Raw genomic sequence first — 23,226 nt, 5'->3', positions numbered from 1 at the left:
TTAAACCATGTAAGTCATTTAACAAAATATAAGCTTAAAACACTATACTTAAATGAACTTACATAACTTATATGATTCGTTTATCATTAAACCATGTAAGTCATTTAACAAAATATAAGTTTAAAACACTACACTTAAATGAACTTACATAACTTATATGTTTCGTTTGTCATTAAACTAAGTAAGTCATTTAAGAAATATACGTTTAAAACACTACACTTAAATGAACTTATATAACTTATGGTTCACTTTGAGAAAACCAATCTTGATTATCAGTTCTAAGCCTTCTATTTCCTAGCACTGATTAATCCAGTTTGCCAGCTTGTCTATCGCATTTTGTACCGCATTTTCTTTAGTAGCATTATCATTAAATAAAACTTTAAATGTCTTTTTTGCTTCTAGTTCTAAACCTTCTTTAATTTCGGATGCATTGTGCTCTTTTTCATCAAAACAATAATTAAAATCTATTTCTCCAGAAGTATTAATCGATACAAATCCGTAGCCTAACATTTGGTTTCCGCAATGAGCCACACTTAGCGGAAGTCCAAAATGATTAATATTATTCTCCTCTTTATTTTGTATCAGATTTAGGTCATTTTTAGTTCGTTCTTTTGCTCGATCGCATATACTTAAAATACTACCAAGGTGCGAGATATTTACAGTTCCAAATTCTAGACGTTGCGCTTTATTTATTTGAGTATTCATAAGTAGTATTGTTTACTACAAATTTACGGAGCAAATAAAAACAGATACAGATACAGAAAACGATTTATAAACGGATACAGATTATAAATATAGGCTATTTATTGGTAGATTATTTAAAGAGATGTTATTTTTAAATAGCAATAAAGAATATTTTAGATAATAAAAAAGAGCCATCTTTTTGGATGGCTCTTTTGGTATTGTAAACGTTTAGTTTTAGTCTACTCGTTTTACCGAAAGTTTATCTAAACAAAAGTATGCTGCAGTATTGATTCCGTAAGTAGGATCAGAATCTGTTGAAGCCATTTGGAAAATAAGGTATTTTACTTCTCCTAAGTTTGCAAGTTTAATAGCGGTTACGTCTATCCAACCTGTTGGCATAACAAGAGAACCTCCTGTATGATTTGCTAATGTATGCGTAATTGGAGCTGAAATAACTCCACTTGCATCAACACCATAAATTAATAATTCGAAATGATCTCCAGAAACAAATTTCTTAGCAAAACCATCTCCGTTTAAACAACCGTAGTAAGGCCATGGATGCATATTAATTTTTAATCCTTTTACTTGGTATGATCCTGTGTTTCCTATTTTTATCCAGTTAGAGAAACCTCCTTCGGTGAAAGTAGTTCCTTGTGGATTTTTAGGATCTAAATAGCTTGACCAATAAGCTACAATATATGGATCTCCCGTTGTTCCCGGAGTTCCCGGTGCAATGGTAGAAGAAGTATTAAAACCACTTCCTGCCATTGTTCCCCATTGGTGAGGCACCCAACCATCTGATCCGCCTGGTGCTGCTCCAGAACCGTAATCTTTAATATCATTTACGTTAGAAACGATAAAACCATCCCAGTAATTATATCCCGCAGATGTAGCTGTGTGTGAGAATGTAAAGATATCTACACTTAGTTTTGTGTTAGACACATAGGTATTTTGCCAGTATTTACCACCTGTAGTAGTGATTCCGCTTGATAATAAAGAACTCGTTAGGTTAAGCGTTGTTGTAGTTCCTATGGCTGGATCTGCCAAGATTCTTTTGGTTGATGCATTTGCACTGTTTGCTATTGCATTTCCATTAGCATCAATTAAAACATCATCTCCGTTACTACAGGACGAAAGTCCTAAAAGTAAACCAACTGTCAAAAAATAAAGTACTTTTTTCATTATTTATAAAATTAGGGGTTAATATTCTTATTTAATTACTTGAGTAACAATGCATTTAATATGCGGTTTTAATTATTTATTTTTTTGCAAAATTCAAATCTTCAGCTTGACTAAAGTAATTGGTTACCAAATCTGTAGCGCCTGCTTCTGCAAATGTCGAAACGTATACTTTAACAAAATCGATTCCTGGTAAATGAACTTTCTTTCCGTTATTATCTACAGCCCAACTAATATCTATTGATGGATCTTTGATTCCGCCATAACCCCACTCAAAAGTTCCTACATTATACGTTGTACCATCGCCATCGCTTACATCTTTTACAGGCAAGTATATTTTTGTTCCTTTTAGTGTATATGATTCTCCCAACCATTGTGGATAATAATTATAGCGTCTCCATTTTTTTGTTTTTGTAATAAAGTTGGATGCATTTTTATTATCTGTCCATTTAAGATATTCTTTATCAAACTGCCAGTCTTTCGTACCTGTTACGGCTGGTTTACTTGGGTTTGGTTTGTTGTATGTAATTTCATAATTCTTAACTGTAGTCGATTTATTATGTTCACTACCAGCAATTTCATACCATTCGTTTTCGTCTGCAATACCATTTTTATTTGCATCATAGGCAACATATATGCTTACAGGAGAAAATTTCAAGCTACCGCTGTTCTCATTCATCAAAATCGTAAAATCACGTTTGCCGTAAGCGTTTATAACCGTATGGTCAAATGCTGTAACTATATATCCGCCAAATGTTCCCAATGGAACAACATTTCCTTCTGCAAGATCAGACTGTATTTGTGCCATAACTTCGGCTTTGGTAGAAAAAGCAAGATTGTCACTACTATAACTAGGTGCAGGTAAATAATCGATAATCGATAATGCTTTTGAAGTATAGGTTTTGTCCGTTTCTGAAACGGTAACTTTTGTAGCCGCTTGTTTTACAAGTTTACCCAATGTTACAGTTAAATCTACTGCATAATTAGCTGCTTTTGGCGCTATAAACTGTAAAGTCTTAGTGTCTCCAATAACAGAATCTTTTACAATGCCATCTTTACCAGAAACTTTTACTGTCCATTTGTATTGCGCAACGGCATCATTACTGTTTTCTATAATAACCTCTGGATCTATCGCTACTACATTGTATCTGCTTACTGTAAAATCCGAAGCCAGTTTTAATGCAATAGTTGCCTCTTTTACTGGTTCTGTTTTAATATCTTCGGGTTTAGAATCATCACTACTACAGCTATAAAAAGCACCAATAGCTACTAGAAACAAACTATGTTTTAAATACTTTTTCATATACTTATTCTTTTACTTTTTTTAAATTGTATTTTTTTAATAAATGAAGATCTGCAGCGCCTGCAAACCTGGTAGCCATAGAAGATTGTTGATGGCAAAGACCCATTGGCTCGCTAACGCAGTTTACTACTTTTATAAAATTGATTCCCGGAAGATTGGCTTTATTCCCGTTTTTATCTACTGCCCAGTCAATATCAATATTTGGATCGACAGCATTTGCATATCCCCATTGTGGAGGAGTAAAATTCCATAATGTAGTTTGTCCCGGGCGTGCCGTAACAAAATCAACATTTAGTTTTGTTCCTTCATACGTAACTGTATTTTGAGCCGTCCATAAAGGATAATATTCTTTTTTACTCTTAGATCTTGGCATATAATACGATTCAGGCTGATTGTTTTCGCAAAAAACGTGCTCACGATCAGAGAACATATCATTAGGTCCTCCCACAACTACAGGCACTCCCGCAGCTTTTTTGTGATACGTAATTTTAAAATTCTTAATTGTGTTTGCTTTTGTATGCTGACTTCCTATAATTTCATACCATTCGTCTTCGTCTGGTTTTCCGTTACCATTTTTATCATAAGCAACATATATCAATCCTGGTGCTGGCGGATTGGCTTTGTCTGTTAAATCTCCTCCATATATTTTAAAATCACTTTCACCCGGAGTATTGATAACAGTATGATCAAAACCTACAATAATAGAACCTCCAAAACCACCTAAGTCCAATTGGTAGCCTACATTGGTTTCATTGATTCTACCTAATGCAGTTCGTACTACATCATCTTTTGTAAATCCTGTTTTAAATAAATCGTTGGCAAACATTCCCGGTGCAGGATCAAAATCGTAGATTGATGTTATATAAGGATTGTAATTTTTAGCCTCATTAGTTACATTAACTATTGTTTTTTTACTTCCTTTTTTTCCATCTGCCGATACGTTTAATGTAAGTTCGTATGCTCCTGAATATAGCGCAATGAATCTTAAATCTTTAGTATTCCCAACAATAGAATCGGTGGTTTTATTAACGGGATTTTTTGTCATTACCCATTGATAAGTTGGGTTTGTAACAGTAGCTGATGCATTTATATTTAATACACTAAATGTAGTTATATCATGTTTTTCTTGAAGTGTAATTGCTATTGAATTCTTAGCTTCGTCTACAGGTTTTGTATCATCATCATTGCTGCTGCATCCTACAAATAAGAGGGCGAGGAATAATAAATGGGTAACATTTTTTTTCATGGTCTTGGTATATAATGGTTTTGGTTAATTTATTATCGGGTTGGAATATTTTCTCCTAAAAGGTGCAAATCGTTGGCTCCCATAATTTCGGTAGAAGTTTCTCCTAACCATCCTGCTTGCTGATTAAGTCCGTTGTAAACTTTTACAAAATCGACTCCTGGTAAATGAATTTTGTTTCCGTTTTTATCAATCGCCCAATCAATATCTATTGCAGAGTCGTTATCAGTATTTGGAGCATTATCTGCATAACCGTATAAAAATGCGTACTGAACAAAATAACTTCCTGTTCCGCTTTCGTCAACAGCATTATCTGGTAATCGTGTACCTTTAAAAGTGATTTTTTCTTGATCTTTTAGCCATTTTGGCCAATAATCTAAAGAATGATTGTAGGCATTGTTTTGTGCTAAATAGCCATCTTTTCCTTGATTGTCTTTCCAGTATATATACTCTATATCTGTAAAAAGTACAGATCCTGTACCGCCTCCTGGAACTGGAATTTTATTCGGGTCTGGTCTATAATACGTAATTTCATAATTAGCGATAGTTTTCGCCATTTTATGCCCTGCCCCTTCTATCTCATACCATTCATCATCAGGAAGTCCGTTTTTATTTTTGTCGTAAGAAACCATTATAACTCCAGCTTCGCTACTACCACCGCGCATGGATGAATCTGGATTAGGATTTGCTTCTGCCCAAAAAGCATTGCCTAAAACCCTAAAATCGCGTTTGCCTTTTACGTTTACAACTGTATGGTCAAACCCGAAAACAATATAACCACCAAATGCTCCAAGCGAAATCAGATCTCCGTTTTTCTTGGTTAGATAAGTATTGGCTCTGCCTAAAATTTTATCGTATGTTTCACCATCATTAGCTGCTGGTAAATCATTTATAAATTGTCCTGGTGCTGGTTTAAAATCAAATACTTTTGCAATAAAAGTTTTGTATTCCTTAGCTTCTTTGCTTACATGAACTTTTATTTTTTGAGTTTGTGTGTTTCCGTTATCCGTTATAACTACAGTAAGTTCGTAGGTTCCTATTTCTGCTGCTGCAAATAAGACTTCTTTTGCGGTGTTGTTTGCCAAAGAATAATTTTCGGATGGAGAATTTGTTACGCTCCAACTATAAGTAGCACTAGCACTTACGGTACTATTTACTGTAATTGGTACTATTGTGGCTCTTTGCGCATTATACTCATTGTTACCAATACCTCCTGTAGGCGGATTGCTATTATCAGAACCATCGTCGCCACTGGAACAATTGGTAACTAATGCTGCTGCGAGTATAAGCAATAGCGTTCGGAAGTGTTTTAAAGATTTGTTATACATGATGTTACTATTTTAGTTTTTGGTTATAAAAGCAATATGTGCAGGTATATTTCCTGCCGTGGTTTTCCATTTTAGTTTACCATCGGGCGTAAAGCAATAGATATACCCCGTTACAACATAATTTTGAGCGTCGGTGATATAAATTTCTTTCGTTTCGGGATTTATTTGTAGTCCGTAAGGAATCATTATTTGTTTATCGGTGCCGTCTGTGATAATCTTATCGGTTATTATTTTCTTGGTTTTAGTGTCTATTATTCCGTAGGTTACTTTATTACTATTGGTAAGATAACTCCATGATACACTATAGTAATAAAGTAAATCATCTACCAGACACATTCCCAGAACCGGAATATCGAGTTGCAATTTCTTCTCATCGGTTTTGGTATCAATTACAAAAAGATTCGATGGCGTATTGTAATAATCTCCTCTGGAACTAACATAAATATCTCCTCTACTATCTATTTGCATACTATAAAGGTTTATGCCTACATCTATCTTTTTTATTTCGGTAAAAGTTTCAAGATCTATTACCGATACCGTTCTGTCATAATTAGGAACTCTGTAGCCTCCAGAATTTGCTACATATAATTTTCCGTTGCTTACCACCATTTGTTCTGGCTGATATCCTACGTTTACTTTCCGTTTTATTTCTAATGATGTCGTATCAATTTCGGCAACAAAACCTATCTCTGCGTTAGGATCTATGGCTACTGGGCCAGAATAAGAACTTACATAAGCTTTGTTTTTATAAAAAGCGACATAGCGACAATTAGGAATATCAATTTTCTTAATACGTTTAGCCGACCATTTATCGATTATTTCAACTTTATTAGAGCAGTTTATTACGGCATAAACCTTGTTACCATAAATTTTTATATCGTTGCCTACATCGCCTAATTCCTTAATTACTGTAGGGTTACGTTCCGAATAAATATCGGTTGTATAGTTTCCGGTTCTATAATTAAATACATCGATGCTTGCCCGGTTCATCCCCATATTACCCTCGTTAAGCAAATAAAAACCTTCTATTTTGCCATCACTTCTTGGTGCGGCAACGCTTTTATCTGTTGATGGAAAAATGGTTTCTTCTTCTCTACAAGAAACAAAAGCAAGGGCTATAAATAAACCAAGGATTAATTGTGTCGTGATCTTTTTCATAGCGCAATACTTATTATAAATTTCATTGTTCGTCCCGGCATTGGGTAATTGTATATAACCTCATATTGCTGGTTTAGTACATTGTTTACCTCTATTGTTCCTTTTATTAAATATTTACTTAAAGCAAAAGACTTTTGTACTGCCAAATCGTGGGTGTACCAAGGCTGAATTTCGTTGATTTTGATATTGTTGACATTACCATTATATCGCTTACCTACATAAACAAAGCTGTAGTTAAAATTCCAGGTTTTATAATCAGCATTTAATATCCCAGAGCCACTATGCCACGGAGTATAAGGAATCTGATCTCCGTAAGATGACAATTCTAAACCTGCAAATTTTGTATAATCTCTGCTTTCAGAATAGGTATAAGTCAGGTTTGCAGATAGATTTAATTTATTAATATGCATTCCTATATTAAGTACCGATTCTATCCCTTTTCCTTTTACTTGCCCCATATTAGTCATCATCCATCGGAATAAATTTCCTGTTGGGGCAGCCACAATTTTATCTTTGGTGTTGGTATAATAACCATCAACCTGAATAGAAAGTTTGTCTAAGAAAACATTGTTTACAGGAAAATTATAGGTAAACCCAACATCGTACTGATTCATATATTCGGGTCTCAAAGTACTAGATCCGACCATAGTATAATACAAATCATTAAAAGTTGGCATTCGGAAAATACGTTTTGCAAATGCTCTCAAGTTAAAATCGTAGTCCTTAAATGGTGTATAACCTAGAAATAATGCAGGAGTAAACTCTTTTTTGTCGGGAGCTTTGGCATTATATCGTACTTCTTCCTGAACATAAGTACCCACTACACTACCTAAAGCTTTAAATTGCCCTAGCCTAAAAGAACTTGCCAAAGCAAATAATGCTGTATAACGTTGTGGATAAGAGAATTGAGTTTTTATACCTTTTCTTGTAGCGTCTAGTTTATTGTATTGAAAATCTGTAGCTAACGAAACATCCCATGTAGGTAAAATGTTGTACATATTTACTGCCGAGAAGTATATTTCTTGCTGATAATAACTATCGTCTGATTGTGCTCCTTCGGTTACCGTTTCGCCTAAAATATTCGTAGTATCTCTGGCAACATAATGCGTATAATCATAAGCGTATTTTGCCTTTGCCTGAAATTTATATCTTTTTGTAAAATCCTTTACGATAGATGCCTGAGTGAAGAAATTCTTATCGTATTGTCTAAAACCGTCAGAGAATTTATTTTCGACAATTGCTCCCGGCGCTCCCCTATCTGAGTCGTAATAATAAACTTTAGCATCCCAGGAACCATTATTTATCTTTCCGAAAAGTCCAGATTCAATTCTCAAAGCTTCAATATCACTATTATGTCTTGTAGCAGTAGTATCGTAGGCTACGCTACCATCTTGGTTGTTTCTTTTGTATCTAAATTTATATTCGCCATTAGACTTTATATATTCAGAACTCACGCTCATGCTAACTTTGTTACTTAGCTTTTGCTCCCATCTAAAGGAAGGATCAAAATAATTTATAGTCATGGTTTTAAACCGTACCAATAAATTTGTTTTTTTATTTCCTTCAAAAACAGGTCGTTTTGTTCTTAAATAAATGGTAGATGCTGCTGCAAAATCTTTTGCGGATTGAAATATTTCGCTTTTCTGACCATTATACATCGTAAGAGATTCCATGTCGTCTAGCGAATACTTCCCTAAATCTGTAACTCCGTTTTGAGCATTTCCTAATTGTATTCCGTCATAAAAAACACCTACGTGATGTGTTCCCATATTACGAACATCTACAGTTTTAAGTCCGCCAAGACCACCATAATCTTTAATTTGGACTCCTGCAAAATACCTAAGTGCGTCGGCAACATTATGACTCGCTAAATTTTCTAGTAATTTGCCTGAAAGACTTTGCACAGGAATTACTTCTTGGTTAGGTTTAGCCTTTAGAATGACTTCTTTTAATTTACGAATACTATCATTGCTTGCTTGAGAATGAAGCAAAAATGGAGTAAATAAGATAAAAACGGATAAAAGCTTTTTGTTTGTAATATACATCACTAAATAAATTATAAAAACTTTTCGCGATGTAATAATCAAGAAGCATAATAAGAAAGTCCCGCTATATAATAACAGGCTAATTTTCTTGTTCTTCAACTTTATTCCTCGAAAGTTTTAAACTATGTGATCTTGGCAGGTCTCCTGACTTGTTCCATCTTTAAACAACCTTCCCATCCGCGGCACGAACAGTGGCATTAGTAACGTTTAAAGACTTATATAGAACTTACAGTAGCGGGTCTGTTCAGGATTTACACCTGATTCCCTTTTAACTATTTCTTCTTAAATTTTTAAGAAAAAGTAGACCAAAATTTTGAGCAAATATATAACATAAGTTTATGAAAAAAAGTCCTTATTTAATTTAATTACAATTAAGACAATAAAATAAGAGCATAATCTGCTAATTTGATAATTTTTATTTAATACCAATAAATTTGAAAATATGACAATCTATCAATTTGAGAATTAGATAATTCTCATGTAAAATTGCTATGTAGATGTTGCGAAATCTATTAAATTCTCACCTGTTTTTTAATAAAAATAAAAAATACTCGACCTTAGTTTTTTACATAAAATGTATATTTGATTTTCTCTATTTAGATTTTCAGAAAACTCTTGAAGAACTAGAGAATCTTAACCTTAAACTCAAAAACTTTAGAATAAAAAATGGAAATAAAAAGTTTAGAAAATGTCAATCTCAAAGATTTATTAGACGTTATTAATTTGTCTTTTTCAGATTATATCGTGCCTTTTAGTCTTACTTTAGAACAATTACAATCCAAAATTAATGCTGAAGGAATTAAATTAGATTTATCTATCGGAGTTTATGCCGAAGATAAATTAGTTGGTTTTATGCTACACGCTTTAAATACTACAAACACAGAATTTATAGCATATAATGCAGCAACAGGAGTTATTCCTGATTATAGAGGGAAAGGTTTAGTTGGTAAAATGTATGACGTTTTAGTTCCTAAATTAGAAAAACTTGGGGTAAAGCAAATGGTATTAGAGGTTATAGAAGGAAATCATCCTGCAATACGCGTTTACGAGAAAATGGGTTATACAATCCACAGAAAGTTAGATTGTTTTAGAGGGAGCGTACCTGCATTAGATATAAACCCTAAAGTTGTTATAAAGAGTCTCCTTGTTCCAGAATGGGATTTGTTTAAATCTTTTTGGGATATTGAACCTTCATGGCAAAACGATGTTATGAGTATTAGCAATAGTATAGCATCTTCTCAAATTCTTGGTGCATATATAAATGATGCATTAATAGGTTATGCTATATATAATCCCACATCAAGAAAAATTAATCAAGTAGCTGTATCTCCTGAATATCGCCGTAAAGGTATTGGTACGAGTTTATGTAATCATATTAGTAATGCTGTAGATCAAAATGAATTATTAGTATATAATATTCAGAATAGTTCTGTAGAAGCAAAAGGTTTTATAAAAAATTTAAATATACCGTATACCATTTCGCAATTTGAAATGAAAAGAAATCTTTAAGAAATACAAAAAAACAAATCTGAATTTTAACAATTTGGATATCTCTTAATGATTAACTTAGTCAGAGAAATTAATTTACTAAATGTGATAATTGATGACTCGAGCGATGACGAACAGATGAAGTAAATTTGTCTTTAAAATTGATTTATAATAGTTGAACTTTGATGAGGGTTTGTTAAAATTGAGATTTTTTTTATAATTTTTCGATAGAATTGTATTTTTAATTATATCAGTTATTTGAAGCTAAATTTTATAAAATTTTAAGTAAGATTATTACTCAACTTAGTCATAAAACTCACGTAGTCTGAGTCTTCCATTAGGAAGTACCTTTCTTTTTTAGTACTTTTGCACCCTTTTTTGACATAATATAATACAACAATGGCACATTCAAACAATGATTTAATCCGTTTTTTAGAAGCACAAAACCAGCTCTATCTTACTGCTCTTTCTGAAATTAAGAAGGGAAAGAAAGAAAGAAACTGGATGTGGTTTATTTTTCCGCAAATTACGGGTTTAGGCACTAGCGATACAGCCAATTTTTATGCTATTACCGATTTAAAAGAAGCTACAGCATTTGCGGAGCACCCAATTTTAGGAAAACACCTTATAGAGATTTCTGAGCTTTTATTGACTTATAAAATGAAATCGGCAGAATCACTTTTGGGAGAGTTAGACGCTAGAAAATTGCGCTCTTCGATGACACTTTTTACCTTGGTAGAAAACTGCCATCCTATTTTTCAGGAAATATTAGATGCTTTTTTCTCAGGAGAACAAGATCCACGTACCTTGACTATTATTAATTCAATTATAGAGCAATCTATTGAAACAACTACGCTGTAATAAATACAGCAATGTAATAGATTATTTACTCAAAAAAAGACACTACGTTGTATTTGCTTTCGCAAATCGGTAGTGTCTTTTTATTTTTATTGATTAGTAACAATAAATTCTTTTTCTTCATTGATAATTACAATTTGTGAAGCATTAAGATATAAAGCAGCGGAACGTTTTATCTCACATCATAATCTAACGGATGCAATAACTTTAATTCAGCCAACTTCTAAATAAGAACGTTTTTCTTGGAATTAATATTCAGTTTAAATAACTTTAAAATAAAAAAAGTAGCATCACTAAATTTTGTGATGCTATTTTATCTTTTGAATTTATTGTATTATCAATAAAATTTTCGCAAATAGTAAAAAATAAATTATTATAAGCGCGAAGTGTATTTTAATGCAGTACGTAATCAAAAATAGTTTCAACAACTTCCCACTTACCCTTATTTTTTTTCATAATTACGATTTGATTTCTTTGAATTCCACCAGTGCCAGTAATACCCTCTGAAAATTCAAAAATCACATATTTCTTTTGATTGTAAAACATGGGTTCGGAAATAATATAAATATTCATTGGATTTCTTTCATACTTATCAAAAAAATCAAAGTTCCATAAGCCTTTTCTGTTTTCATAAGTAAAATTATAATTTGGAAAATCGATTGGTTTCCAATATTTGGTAATTGTATCATTAGAGTATGTCCTATACATTTCTTCCCATGCCTTTTCATCAAATAATGGACTTCTATAATTGTTTGAAAAATGAGATACTTCATCTCCTCCATAAAAGATTCTTAGAGCCCCTTTGTTATCATCTTTTTCTTTAATTACAATACTAGCTTTTTTGTGTTCAATATTTCTCTCTTTTAGGTACGTATCTATACAATCATAATTTTTTAATGTTGTTTGAGCATTAGAAATTAAGCTGTTAATAATTATTAAAATGAGTACTATTCTAGTTTTCATGAGATAATTTATTTACAAGGTTTACCTAAAGGACTTTGATTTCCTCGGGGTTTATTATATTTTTCAATCGAACCTCTAGATAATATTCTATTTCTATCGTTATAATTTTTATCATTTGGGTCATTTGGATAATTTTTATTAAAGATATAAGTACCTTCTAATCCAGCCCAAGCAATATCAAGATATACTTGATTTGGGTAACCAGAGGTTACAGGCGAATCAGTATTAAGTTCTTGTATTGTAGAAGCAATCGAATTTACATATTTTTCCGCAATTAAGTCATGTTGAGCATCTATTTGAGCTTTAGAACCGCCTTTTGGAGTGTTTTGAACTACATAAGCATCATATAATGTAGGAAAATCACAAATTGTAGAAGAGTTGAGTGTTTTATATTCATCAACTACGCTCAAAAGATATGCATGAATTATTTCATGTGTTAATGTTGTTGCTAACGACAATGTTGTTGGTGGAGAATTAATTTCACCTTCCATAACACCATTAATATAATTAGTACTAAGTGTAATGTTGTAATTGTACAATGATATAATGGATGTTTCAGCATCATTAGTTGATTTTGTAACCTTTCCTGTTTGTATATTTAATGAAAAAATAGAGCTGTTTGACGCAAATTTTGAAATCATACTCGCAATATCATTTTGTTTTAAATTTTTAAGTTTTTCTAAAGTAGCTTTGGCGCAAGGATCTAATTTTGAATCGTCAATTTTATCTTCAATCGCATTAGCATTAGCAGAAGTACTGCTGCCTCCACTACCTCCGCCACCAGGAGTAGTAAAACCTCCTGGACTTGTTCCGCCAGTCACAGGAGTACGTGGTCCAAAATATGAACTAGGAGTTCCAGTACTAGGACCTTTTACAACAACAGGTCTTAATTGAACTGCATCGCCTAAACCTCCGGGACCTGTTTGACACATATCATCAACACATGGAAGAATAGCAGGGGCTTTGCCTGTTTTTTTGTCAATTGAAACTACTGCTACAATTCCATTTTCAACAACTTGATTGTTTTTGAATCTAGATGCTCTAACAAAACCCATTTTTAAATCCCAAGTAGCTATGTAACCATTGAAATCTCCTCCATCTATCTTTTGACTGCTTGCTAGAACATCTTTATCAGGATATATCTCGAACAATAGTGCCTTGAAATTACCTTCATCTAATTTATAAAGATATAATTTCTGTGACCAAATTTCTTCTTTATCTTCTTTTAACTCAATAACAGGTACAATAATGGTCTCTGTACCATCTTCTGATTTCGTAATGTTTGCTTCACTCCACTTGTATTCTAAATCCTGAAATAATTCATAATTAATGCCATTAGCTTGATATTTATCAAACCATGTTTTGGCTTCAATCATTTTGACATCTTGTTCGCTAAATGTGTTATCTGTCTCGCAACTCAGTGCAATGAGAAGGAAGCAACATAATACCACTTTTGCAATTCTTTGTAATTTGTTTTTCATTTTTTACTGGTTAAGTTATTTTATAAAGATTATAATTGTTTAAAGTGTAAAGAATTCAGAACCAATAATTAATCCAGTATTAACCTTATGTACTTCAAATTAAGAATGAATTCATTAAGTAATTTACATAAAGACATTAAAGCAATTCTACAAAAGTAACAATAGGATGGTTTTATTTATCAACTGCAAGTGTCTTAATTAAAAATGTGCAATTGTATCGTTTAAAGAGAAATAATATCTTTAAGATGTTATTAGAAAAATCTTTTTTCAATAATATGATTTTACTTTTGTAATATGAGTGGTATTTTATTACAGTTTTTTCTTTCGAAAACCAAATGTATATATTTTGCCAGTTTAAAACAATTGTTTAAGTTTTTTTCTCAAAACTTTTTAAAAATTGATTAATTTACTTCAAACATAAACCCGATTGCTCGAATATAGGTAACGATAGCACTGATTTGTAATCAGTGCCCGCAATCAAAATTAAATTAAAAGTTCCCGTTCGCTAAAAAGTGAATTTTATTTAAATTAAGTTGCTCTTGTGTAAATCCTACTTACTTTAAAACGAGAATCTTTCTCCTCTCCCTTTACTTTATTTATAATTGTAGAATAAGTTCTTGAATGTTTATCCTATTCATATAATTGGCATCAACAAATTTGTACGTAATGTGATAATCTGTATCGATTACAAAAACTGCAGGAATAGGTAATTCGTTGTTATCATTATCGTTATAATTAGATAAATCTATTCCTAAACTCTTGTAAGTAGGAATTACATAATTTTGAAGTTCAAAGGAAATACCTAGTTGTTTAGCCAGAGCATTGTCTTTGTCCGTTAATAACTCAAAATCTAGTTGGTGATTATTCTTTAATTCATTGCTATAATCAGACTTTTGCGGAGTGATTACTACCAATTCTGTCTTTTTGTCGACAATCTGTTTTAGATCTTCTTGTAATGCTTTTAATTCTAGATTACAATACGGACACCAACTACCACGAAAAAAAGCTACAATCACTTTCCCATTTTTTAACAGCTCTTTTAGTTCTACTCTTTCATCATTAGTATTTTGCAGACTGAAATTAGGAAACCGCTCGCCTAACTTAATGCTGCCCTCCCCGATGCCTTGAGTTTTCAATTCCTCGATCGATTTGCTAAATACTTCTAAAACTTCAATCGGAAGTTGTTTTGCTAAATTCTCGTTTAATTCCTCAATCTGTTGGGCTAAAATTTTCATATTTTGTTTACTATTTTCCACAAAGTTTTAAAACTTAATTCAGAACCACAATACCGCACAAAAATGTCCTTATAGGATAAAAAAGTCAATTTTAGGAAAACAAAGGAGCGAGCGATAAAAGAAAAAAATATCAATTTGAACTTGCCTGAATGTTACTAGTTGAAAATGTAAAAATCAGTTCGACTTAGGCGCCATATGCTATAAAAAAACCTCGCCAATATTTTGGACAAGGTTTGATTGGTTTGAGTGATTTGTTTTGTGGGCACGAAGTCAGAGACATTCGCGCAGCTGGTGCTTTAGAACTCTTCGCAGAGCGCGGATTTTATATCCTAGCGATGAGACTTATTATCTTCAGATGAATCTTTAGTAAAAATCATAATTAGTTGGCAAAAGATAAATATTGATATAAAAAACCAGTTTATTTTTGGATTTTCATAAATCATAAATAAGAATATAAAAATTAAAAAAAAAATCGCTTAAATTTTCAAAAATATTAATTGTAAAAACTCTTCTTTTTCTAATTAAATCAAAAATAAGAAAAGATAAAAAAATTAGTGCTGTTAGGTAAAATAAATTAAACATAATTTTTTCATTAACAAACCACATGATAAAGGAGCAAGTTAACCCCAAGTATACATAAGTATATTTATTTTTTTTCATAATCAATAAGATTTTCTTTGTGTTATCATTTCAGGATTAGTAGGCATATTCATATTTTTTTAATTTTAGTAAATCGCTTTCGATTTTTTTTATCCATCGCTGTTGAAGGATATTGTTTCCATACACCTGACTATCGTATAGCTTATTTAAATCATTTCTCTTAATTATATTTGATTCATAAATTATAGTATAATTTTCTATAAAATTATTTTTTTTAATTTTAAGGCTGTCAAATGCTTTTCTGATTTTTCTCGCATATAACTCACTAATATCAAAATGCAATTGTTCATGTGCTAAAATTTGTGCATCATCGGTTATAGTCCAAGATTTACTTTTTATAAAAGTACATTCAACTTTATAATCTGTTACTAAATTGTTTGAAGATTTATACTCAAAATTTATATCCGAACATGTTCCAGCAAGCATTATTGAATTAAGAGTGTCTGGAATTCCTTTGAAATCTTGCCAAGTTAATTTTTTCTTACTTGACCAAAGGATTGTATCTTTATCGTCTCCTAGACTGCTGTGACTATCATTATAATTACTTAAAGAACTCAAAATAATTATAAAAGATGTTAAGAGTATTGATTTTTTTATCATTCTTATAGTTATTATATTAGAAACTTTTACCTGATGCAGATTGGCCTCCTTTTGCTGCACCCCTTTTCCAACAAAGTGATCGGGGTATTTGCCAAGCGGAAATATCATCATATTTCGACAATTCTGTAAGTTCCGCTTCCGTCAAAATCATTTTCTGAATTCATATCCGATAATATTAAACCAATGTCTGTTGGATTGAATTTTAAAGTTAATCCTTTCCAATAATTTTCATTTATTAATTCATCTTTTGAATCAACTAAATCCTCATAATTATAATTTTTAATAAACTCAATCAAAATATTTTCCAGTAACAAAATAATTAATCCTGTATCAGTAGAAAAAAAAGAGGTATCACCCAATACTACTTCATCGTAGTCTACCTTTTTTATTTGAGAAACAAAAAAGGTTTTTTTATTTGCTTTGTATTTAGCAAAAGGTGTATCAGTATATGGAAAAACATTATTCCTAATGTCATTGTCTTTAGGCAAGCTATTCTTATTTAAGAATTCATCTTTTATATCGTTCAAATATAATGCATCAATTATATAATATGATTTATTAATATCTAATTCTAACGGTTCATTCTTAGTTGATATATTTTTCATTTTATTTTTTTATATGGTACATAACGTGAATGTTCTAGTCCAAAACTTTTTAACATAGATTCAGCTTGGTGAAATATTTGAGATGGTGATGCATTTGAGTTTGCTTCAATAAAATTAGCCCATTGCTTATCCCAATTGCTCGAATATAGGTAAAGATAGCGCTGATTTGTAATCAGTGCCTACAATCAAAATAAATTAAAAATTCTGGCAATCAATTTCTTCAAAATTCATATTTTTTATCTTTTATGCGATTGCAATAAAAAAGTTCACTAATACTGTGATGGCTAATCCAATTATAATAATCCAATGTTTAAACGTTTCCGCATATGTAATTGGCTTAGAGTCCTTGTTTTCATTTCTTTCTTTTAGCCACCATTTATGTACCTTAAAGAAACCAAATGATGTCATGCTAAATAAAATTGCGTACAATAAATTATGATTCATAAATTGTTTCCTTGATTCTTTAAATCTAAATTAATGATAACTTCATTGTCTCTTATTTCTTCTGACTTAAAACCAGTCTTATATCCATCCTTATATGCTTTAATCTCAACAAAAGCTCCCTTTTCAAAATTAGATTTATAAAGTCCATCTTTATTTGTAGTAACGATTACTGAATCTTGACTAGTATAACTACCATCTGGAGTCTTGCTATAGCTCCAGCAGACAATTGAAATCTTTACTTTCTCGACCGGTTTTTTAGATAAACTATCTATAATCGTTCCGTGAATTTGAACATTTTGTACATCATTATAACAAGATGTAAGCACAAAAAAGCTTATCATTAGTACTAAATATTTCATTTTAAAAATTGAATTAATGACTGGAGTTTAAAACACATAATTAGTACATTAACCTGGAATATTATCGATTTATTTTAAAATTTTATAGCTGTAACCTATTAATAGGTACGATGAAAAAAAATAATATTGTAAATAAAAGTATAAACATTAAAAGATTATTTTTCTGTCTTAAATTAATTTTGGACAAAAATTAAAATACTATTGCAGCAACATAAGGAAAAACAAATAAAACTACTAATTGAAGATATAAATTTTCAACAATCTTTTGCTGATATGTAGTTATGTCTATTAGATTTTTATGGAAATTATTTTTTGTATTTTCCATACTTTTCCAAATAACGTTTATAGCAATATACTTTGTTACAGCTGCAGTTGCAATCGAGAAAAGCAATAGTTTTAAAATTTCTTTATATTTCATTCTGATATGTTTTTTTTTGTCTAATTACTCAAACACACACAAATATAACATTGATTTCCAATCAGTATACAAAATCAAAATATTCCCGTTCGCTAAAACGGGAATTATCCTTCAAGTCAAAGTTATATCTCAAGAATACAGAAGACATAATCTCAATCCTTACATTTTTTCATTACTAAAATAATTTTCAAACAAAACTAATTGACTAGATAAGGCTTTACTCCAATACTTTGTATCGTGTACTCCAAGAGATTCTATGTAAAGATGTTCTACTTTTTCGCTTGTTAGGAGTTTATGAAAATCTCTGTTCATATCTATCATTTGGGCATCTTCGGTACCGCAATCAAATATATAAAACTGATTAGATGACTGCATTTGCTTTGTTTTATCAAAGGTTAAATATTGCTTTGATAAGCTTGCAAATTCGCCTAAAACAGCATCTACTTGATAATTATGGAAACTTTCTCCAAATCGACTTAAGTCTAGTGCTCCACAAGAACTACCTACTATCGAAAATGTATTTTGATACGCAATTCCGATATTGGTTGCGCCATATCCGCCCATACTCCACCCTAGTATTCCTCTAAATTTTCGGTTCTGAATTGTTGGATAATTAGCATCGATATAGTCAACTAATTCTTTTCCAATAAAGGTTTGGTATTGCGAAGATTTATTCACAGGACTATCTACATACCAACTATTAAAATTACCGTTTGGCAATACATAAATAGTTTTGTTTTTTTGAGATTTGTTTACAAGATCAGGAATATCCTGTTTGTATGTTCTGTCGGGATTACCGCTATAACCGTGGAGTATATAAATGGTTTTGTATGTTTCGCCATCTACAAAATTTGGGGTAATAATTACAGTTTCAATTTCTTTATTCATCTTTTTGCTATATACATTCTTATGAATGATTTTTTGTGCAGAAATTGATAACGATAAGGCAAGTAATCCGACTGTGGAAAGTAATGTTTTCATTTTTTTTGTTTTTTATTTACAAAGCAAAATTCAGATATATAAAAAGCAAAAATGTTTACAAATGTTGATGAATTAAAAGTTTATTTCTTTACGTATACGGCTTAACTGAGTTGGTGTTATGCCTAAATAAGATGCAATATGATGTTGTTTTAATCTCAGGAATAAATGCTGGTTTTGGTATAACTCGATATAGCGCTGAGTTGCAGATTCCCATTTTAAGTTAATTTCTAAAGGCTCTTTTCTTACTACCCAATTTTTCTCTAGATAATTAATATGAAATAAGGCTAAATCGTGATGTTTTTTTACCAATTCGCGAAAAGCATTTGCAGGATAAGTTATTAAGGTAACCTCTTCTAAAGCGATAATATTAAAATTACTTGGTTTCTCCTCAATAATTGCTGCTGTAGAAGCTACGAAGTTATTTTCTTCAAAAAAGATTTTATAAATAATATCGCCATTTTCATCAATAGTATAATAGCCAAGCAACCCTTTCTGGACAAAATAATAATACAATGCCAAATCTCCAGCTTGAAGTATTAATTCATTTTTCTTAAAATGTTTTACTTTACAAATACCCAGCAAAGCCTTAGAAGTTTCTTCGGAAATAGGATAATATAAATTGATTTGTTTTAAGAAGTCTTCCATAGTTGTTTTAAATGAGTTTTTTTTAATTGATTCTCACTTACGAGGGACAAATTTACTCATTATTGATTGTTTAGTAAAAACTCTTTTCGGTAAATAAACAGCCAGTTTGTTCTGTACAATTCCTTGAATAGACGCATAAAATAAGACGTTTACACAAATTCGAAACATTTATGATAAAATTTGAAAGTCCGTTTTATAACTCCCATCTAACTTCGCTTAATTAAAGTATTAGAACAAAAGATTATAAATAAAATATCAAACTATGAAAAAAACCTTTAGCCTATTTTTAGCAATCACCACCATTACTATAAGCGCCTTTGCCAAACCCAAACAAGATGATCCTTCTTATGATTGGTTCAAAAAAACAACTGAGGTAATTCATTTTCAATTAAATAAAGCAGCTCAAACTTACAAACCGGGTAAGAATCCACGTTCTGTAAACCCAGATGGATCTGTAAGATTGGCTGGTTTAACAGATTGGACAACAGGATTTTTCCCAGGAAGTCTTTGGTACGGATATGAACTTACAGGTGACAAAGTAATAGCTGAAGAAGCTAAAAAATTTACGCTTGCTTTAGATTCTATTCGAAATATAAAAAATACACATGATGTTGGTTTCATGCTTTATTGCTCATACGGAAATGCCTATAGAATTACCGGTGATAAAATGTATCTTCCTGTACTTGCTGATGGAGCTGCAAATCTTTATGCTCGTTTTAACCCAACAGTTGGCGCTATACGTTCTTGGGATTTTACTTGGTTACACTATCCGGTAATTATCGATAATATGATGAATCTTGAGTATTTATATTGGAGTGCTATCGAATTTAATAAACCCGATTATGCAAATGCAGCAAGTACGCACGCATTGACAACAATAAAAAATCACTTCAGAAAAGATTATAGTTCGTATCATTTAGTCGATTATGACCAAAAAACAGGCAAAGTATTACGTAAAGGAACTCATCAAGGCGTTACCGATGAATCGGCATGGGCTCGCGGACAAGCTTGGGGACTTTATGGCTATGCAATGTGTTACGAGAATACCAAAAATCCTAAGTTTTTGCAACAAGCCGAGAATATTGCTTCTTTTATCATGAATCATCCGCGTATGCCTAAAGATAAAGTGCCTGTTTGGGATTTTGATGTGCATAATGCGATGGATACAGCAGAACTTGCACCAAGAGATGCTTCGGCAGCCGCAGTTATTGCATCAGCTTTACTAAATTTAAGCACTCAGGTAAAAGACGGGAAAAAATATGCTAATTATGCCGAAGATATTTTAAAATCATTATCATCTGATGCGTATTTGGCTAAACCGGGTGAAAATAATTATTTTTTATTAAAACATAGTGTAGGTGCATTTTTGTACAATTCTGAGATAGATACACCACTAGATTATGCAGACTATTATTATCTGGAAGCATTAAAAAGATATGCAGCCATCAAAAAAATAGATTTTTCGGAAAAATTATAATTTAATAAATTTTAAAGATGAACATTAAAAAAAACATATTCCTTTTGGCGTTAATCTTACTCCTTATACAGAATAATTTTGCGCAAGAAGTAAAAATCAATCAATCGAGTTTTAAAAATATTAACCTTGATAGTAAGGGACTTGAAAAAGTAAAATCATTAGTAGCATCAAAAAAATATGAGGATGCTGCCGCTGCACTCTTAAAATATTATAGAACTCGCACAGGTGTCACGCATCTGGATTTTAATCGTGCTGATAAAGAAAAATTAGTAGGTAAAAAGGTAAATGATAATACCTTAGAGCTCGCTAATGATATTTTATCGCACAAGTTTAAGCCACACAAAGGTTATCCTGCATACGATTATGGCAAAGATATTAATTGGCAATATCGCCCAGTACAAGATCAACTATTATCGACTTTTTTGCATCGTACAGCTTTTTGGGAATCATTGGGAATTGTATATACTAGTACTGGCGACGAGAAATATGCTCAGGAATGGGTACTCGAAGTGCGTGATTGGATTAAAAAAAACAAGCAAGGAGCGTATCCTGATGATAAAGATTATGCCTGGAAAGCTTTTGTAGTTTCGTTTAGGCTTAATCATTGGTCAGGCTATTTTAATATGTTTTTAGATTCGTCAAATTTTACACCTGCTTTTTTAATGGAATTTTTAAACTCCTATAATGAACAGGCAAGTTATGTAATGGCAAATTACACTGATATTGGTAATCATCGATTGTATGAAGCGCTTCATTTAATGTATGCAGGAAGTACGTTTCCAGAATTAAAAAACGCTACTGCATGGCGCAAAAGCGGTATTGATGTTTTAAATGAAGAAATAAAAAAACAAGTATTGCCAGACGGAGTTCAGTTTGAGCTATCCCCTTCGTACCATATTGGTAGTATTAAGATATTCTTAGATGGATTGCAAATTGCCCAATTAAACGGAGCTGAAAATGAGTTTCCAGAAAGTTATCGCAATCTGGTAGAGAAAATGATTCTTGTTGTGGGTAAATACTCATTTCCAGATTATACATTTCCATTATTTGGTAATTCGTTTTTAACCAATAAAAGTTTAATGCTTAAGAATTATGAGAAATGGGCTAAAGCTTTTCCTCAAAACGAACAAATTAAATATTATGCAACTGACGGAAAATCAGGAAAAAAACCTAATTATCTTTCTAGTGGTCTGCCAAATGCGGGTTTTTATGCCTTTAGAAATGCTTGGGATTCAACAGCAACTGTAATGCAAATAAAAGTTGGTCCGCCAGCAAGTTTTCACTCCCATCCAGACAATGGTAATTTTGTTCTTTGGGTAAAAGGGCGAGATTTTACTCCTGATTCTGGTAGTTTTGTCTACGCCAATGTTGGTAACCAAGAAAACCCAAAGAGAGATTGGTATCGTTCGACCAAAGCGCATCAAACCCTAACGATCGATAATAAAAACATTATAAATGATGCTAAAGTAACTAAATGGCAACCAGAAGGTAATGTTCAGTTACTATCTTATATAAATCCTAGTTACAAAGATTTAGATCATCAAAGAAGCTTTCTTTTTATCGATAAAACTTTTTTTATAATTATTGATAGAGCAATCGGGAGTGCTACAGGTAATCTAGGTATACATTATAATTTAAAAGAAGACAGTAAAGCCACTGCAAATACAACTAATAATAGTGTTACGACTAATTATAGCGATGGCAATAATCTCTTGATACAAGTATTAGACAAGGATAAAGTAAGCCTAAAAGAAGAGCCTAGTTTTGTATCGTATCTATACCAAAAAGAAAGTGCTCGTCCTGCTTTTGCTTTCGAAAAAAATAAAGGAGATAATACAACTCAGGGCTTTATTTCGATATTATATCCATACAATGGGAATACTGCACCAGTTGTAAAAATAATCGAAAATGCAACACACAATTTATCTAAAGGTATTATTGATATAACATTAACTATTGATAACAAAATAAGCCATATTAAAGAAAATTTAAACTTCTAAAATTATATAAAACCCAGATTTAAAATTAAAGAATGAAATACCTTTTTAAGTAAACTATTTTGATGTGTCTGA

Annotated in this window: 20 protein-coding genes and 1 riboswitch; of the genes, 4 read left to right on the top strand and 16 right to left on the bottom strand. The window is 31.6% G+C overall.

All coding sequences use genetic code 11. The annotated features are described in order from the left end of the window. Positions 1-294 precede the first annotated feature (294 nt). From IW20_RS18090 to IW20_RS18060, 7 genes are all read right to left on the bottom strand, one after another. Positions 295-705 (bottom strand): hypothetical protein, encoded by a 411-nt coding sequence (locus tag IW20_RS18090; protein ID WP_035625585.1) that lies wholly within the window; start codon positions 703-705, stop codon positions 295-297. A 213-nt stretch (positions 706-918) separates the two neighbouring features. Next, positions 919-1,866 carry a DUF4465 domain-containing protein gene (locus tag IW20_RS18085; protein WP_051885906.1) on the bottom strand — a complete coding sequence of 316 codons (948 nt, stop codon included), beginning with the start codon at positions 1,864-1,866 and terminating at the stop codon, positions 919-921. Between the two features lie 76 nt (positions 1,867-1,942). Beyond that, positions 1,943-3,166, bottom strand: a complete 1,224-nt coding sequence (locus tag IW20_RS18080) for a hypothetical protein (RefSeq protein WP_051885905.1) — start codon at positions 3,164-3,166, stop codon at positions 1,943-1,945. Positions 3,167-3,170: 4 nt separating this feature from the next. Beyond that, positions 3,171-4,412 (bottom strand): hypothetical protein, encoded by a 1,242-nt coding sequence (locus tag IW20_RS18075; protein WP_051885904.1) that lies wholly within the window; start codon positions 4,410-4,412, stop codon positions 3,171-3,173. A gap of 32 nt (positions 4,413-4,444) precedes the next feature. Further along, entirely contained in the window at positions 4,445-5,737 is a 1,293-nt protein-coding gene (locus tag IW20_RS18070; protein WP_035625584.1) for a hypothetical protein, read from the bottom strand. A 12-nt stretch (positions 5,738-5,749) separates the two neighbouring features. Then, positions 5,750-6,895 (bottom strand): YncE family protein, encoded by a 1,146-nt coding sequence (locus IW20_RS18065; protein ID WP_035625581.1) that lies wholly within the window; start codon positions 6,893-6,895, stop codon positions 5,750-5,752. Next, positions 6,892-8,940, bottom strand: a complete 2,049-nt coding sequence (locus tag IW20_RS18060; RefSeq protein WP_035625579.1) for a TonB-dependent receptor — start codon at positions 8,938-8,940, stop codon at positions 6,892-6,894. Before IW20_RS18060 ends, IW20_RS18065 begins: the two co-directional genes overlap by 4 nt. Before the next feature lie 117 nt (positions 8,941-9,057). Further along, positions 9,058-9,265: riboswitch (cobalamin riboswitch) on the bottom strand. Positions 9,266-9,606: 341 nt separating this feature from the next. Between IW20_RS18060 and IW20_RS18055 the strand changes: the two genes are divergently transcribed. Together IW20_RS18055 and IW20_RS18050 are read left to right on the top strand one after the other, a co-directional pair. Continuing rightward, positions 9,607-10,449, top strand: a complete 843-nt coding sequence (locus IW20_RS18055) for a GNAT family N-acetyltransferase (RefSeq protein ID WP_035625578.1) — start codon at positions 9,607-9,609, stop codon at positions 10,447-10,449. A 378-nt stretch (positions 10,450-10,827) separates the two neighbouring features. Further along, positions 10,828-11,289: a DUF1810 domain-containing protein gene (locus tag IW20_RS18050; protein ID WP_035625576.1), complete on the top strand. Its 462-nt coding sequence runs from the start codon at positions 10,828-10,830 to the stop codon at positions 11,287-11,289. A 390-nt stretch (positions 11,290-11,679) separates the two neighbouring features. On the opposite strand, the gene IW20_RS18045 is transcribed toward IW20_RS18050, so the two are convergent. The 9 genes from IW20_RS18045 to IW20_RS18000 form a co-directional block, all read right to left on the bottom strand. Beyond that, entirely contained in the window at positions 11,680-12,249 is a 570-nt protein-coding gene (locus tag IW20_RS18045; protein ID WP_051885903.1) for a hypothetical protein, read from the bottom strand. 8 nt (positions 12,250-12,257) lie between these two features. Further along, complete coding sequence (locus IW20_RS18040; RefSeq protein ID WP_035625574.1) at positions 12,258-13,730, bottom strand: hypothetical protein; 1,473 nt, start codon at positions 13,728-13,730, stop codon at positions 12,258-12,260. 596 nt (positions 13,731-14,326) lie between these two features. Further along, positions 14,327-14,965, bottom strand: a complete 639-nt coding sequence (locus tag IW20_RS18035) for a peroxiredoxin-like family protein (protein ID WP_035625572.1) — start codon at positions 14,963-14,965, stop codon at positions 14,327-14,329. A 696-nt stretch (positions 14,966-15,661) separates the two neighbouring features. After that, positions 15,662-16,336: a hypothetical protein gene (locus IW20_RS18030; RefSeq protein WP_123869556.1), complete on the bottom strand. Its 675-nt coding sequence runs from the start codon at positions 16,334-16,336 to the stop codon at positions 15,662-15,664. Then, on the bottom strand, positions 16,333-16,830 hold the full coding sequence (locus tag IW20_RS18025; RefSeq protein ID WP_035625569.1) for a hypothetical protein: 498 nt from the start codon (positions 16,828-16,830) through the stop codon (positions 16,333-16,335). Before IW20_RS18025 ends, IW20_RS18030 begins: the two co-directional genes overlap by 4 nt. 440 nt (positions 16,831-17,270) lie before the next feature. Further along, complete coding sequence (locus tag IW20_RS18015; protein ID WP_035625562.1) at positions 17,271-17,633, bottom strand: hypothetical protein; 363 nt, start codon at positions 17,631-17,633, stop codon at positions 17,271-17,273. A 190-nt stretch (positions 17,634-17,823) separates the two neighbouring features. After that, positions 17,824-18,051, bottom strand: coding sequence for a hypothetical protein (locus IW20_RS18010; RefSeq protein WP_035625560.1), 228 nt, complete (start codon positions 18,049-18,051; stop codon positions 17,824-17,826). A 159-nt stretch (positions 18,052-18,210) separates the two neighbouring features. Then, entirely contained in the window at positions 18,211-19,032 is an 822-nt protein-coding gene (locus tag IW20_RS18005; protein ID WP_035625557.1) for an alpha/beta hydrolase, read from the bottom strand. A gap of 72 nt (positions 19,033-19,104) precedes the next feature. Continuing rightward, positions 19,105-19,677 (bottom strand): Crp/Fnr family transcriptional regulator, encoded by a 573-nt coding sequence (locus IW20_RS18000; protein WP_035625554.1) that lies wholly within the window; start codon positions 19,675-19,677, stop codon positions 19,105-19,107. Positions 19,678-19,939: 262 nt separating this feature from the next. Here IW20_RS18000 and IW20_RS17995 point away from each other — a divergent pair, with 262 nt between their 5' ends. Further along, positions 19,940-21,154 (top strand): glycoside hydrolase family 88 protein, encoded by a 1,215-nt coding sequence (locus IW20_RS17995; RefSeq protein ID WP_035625551.1) that lies wholly within the window; start codon positions 19,940-19,942, stop codon positions 21,152-21,154. A gap of 17 nt (positions 21,155-21,171) precedes the next feature. Continuing rightward, positions 21,172-23,154, top strand: coding sequence for a heparin-sulfate lyase HepC (hepC, locus tag IW20_RS17990; protein WP_051885900.1), 1,983 nt, complete (start codon positions 21,172-21,174; stop codon positions 23,152-23,154). The last annotated feature ends 72 nt before the right edge of the window (positions 23,155-23,226 follow it).

Source organism: Flavobacterium hydatis, from assembly GCF_000737695.1.
Lineage (GTDB): Bacteria > Bacteroidota > Bacteroidia > Flavobacteriales > Flavobacteriaceae > Flavobacterium > Flavobacterium hydatis.
Note: the sequence above shows the minus strand (reverse complement) of the source record. Positions and strands in the feature narration are given on the sequence as shown.